This is a genomic window from Candidatus Magnetobacterium casense (genome assembly GCF_019173545.1).
Taxonomy (GTDB): domain Bacteria; phylum Nitrospirota; class Thermodesulfovibrionia; order Thermodesulfovibrionales; family Magnetobacteriaceae; genus Magnetobacterium; species Magnetobacterium cryptolimnobacter.
This window is the reverse complement of record NZ_JABXWD010000671.1, coordinates 1-1360: the sequence shown is the minus strand read 5'-3', so window position 1 is coordinate 1360 and position 1360 is coordinate 1. Positions and strand designations below refer to the sequence as shown.

General features: G+C 48.6%; 1 protein-coding gene. It reads right to left on the bottom strand.

Annotation, left to right across the window (positions count from 1 at the left end; translation table 11 throughout):
- Positions 1-1135: serine/threonine-protein kinase (locus HWQ67_RS18625; protein ID WP_218254194.1), on the bottom strand; the 1135-nt coding region annotated here is incomplete at its 3' end.
- Positions 1136-1360 lie beyond the last annotated feature (225 nt).

Here is a 1360-nt window from a genome sequence, read left to right as displayed (position 1 = left end):
ACAGGGTTGGGGTCTCTTGCGGGGAGAATACCTTTGTGATCCTGACCTGGCCCGATATGATGATATACATCGTGTTACCGATGGTATTTTCCTTAAATATCACTTCATCGGCCTTGAATGTGTTTTTCTTGCTTATTTTTATAATTGTGTGGAGTTCTTCCAGGGTAAAGTCCGAAAAAAAGGCGTAATTCTTCTTAAGTGTCAGCAGGAAATCCTTGTTGGCGTACTCTACGGGGCTGCGGGCACTCTGTGAGCCTTCCTTTTCGCTCTTGTTGAGAAAAATGACCAGGGCATCGGCAAACTCACTTGCCGACTGGAAACGTTCCTCTTTGTTTTTCTTCATAGCGCCCATGATACAATCGCTGAGGGTTTTGTCTATTTCTGGCAAGATGAGGTGCGGGGCAATAGGGTTTTCGGTCTTGATCTTATGAAACAGGGAGGTGATATCGCTTGCCGGAAAGGCCTTTCTGCCCGTTATAAATTCATAGGCCATGGCGCCGAGGGAAAACACATCCGTAAGTCTGTCCAAGTCCTGTCCACTGATCTGTTCCGGGGACATGTATGAGGGCGTACCGAGTATCTTGTCCTGCGTGGGTCTGGCCATGGCGTCCTTGGCCGTTGAGAGCATGGCGATACCGAAGTCCATTATCTTTGCCTGGTAATCCTCCAGGAGCATGATGTTGGCAGGCTTGATGTCTCTGTGTATGACGCCACGTTGATGGGCATAGTGCAAGGCGTTGGCGATGATGGTTAAGATGCGAACCTTGTCATCAAGCGACAGCGGGAGTTTATCCGTAATGACGCTCTTGAGAGAGACTCCGCTGACGTGCTCCATGACAAAGTAATGTATGTCATAGTGCTGCCCCGCATCGTAGATCATCGCTATGTTTGGATGTGCCAGCTTGCCTGCTATCCGAACCTCCTGGTAGAACAACGCCAGAAGCTCCTTTTCCTTAAAAGACGACAGCACCTTCCCCAGCTTGATGGTCTTTATGGCTACCGTGCGGTCAATGATCGTATCATTGCCCTTGTAGACAACACCCATTGCCCCATGACCAAGCTCATGCAGTATCTTATATCGCCCCAGATGGGTCAACCCCATAGTGGTGTTATACAAGAGGTTAAATCTTTTCATTGCACTTCCACCCTATTATAGCATAACAGATATATTCATTAGGCATTTATGTTGTGCGCGGGGGCACAACAGGGCAATCGCAGTCACATTGCCGTTGCATGGTATCTTCTTAAAAGAGCATGGTAAAATGGGGTCAAGGGGACTGGTCCCCTTGCGGGGGGTTCTGAAGGGGGGCGGAGCCGCCCCTTTCTTTCTTGCCTTAAAGTATAGTTACCATGAAATATA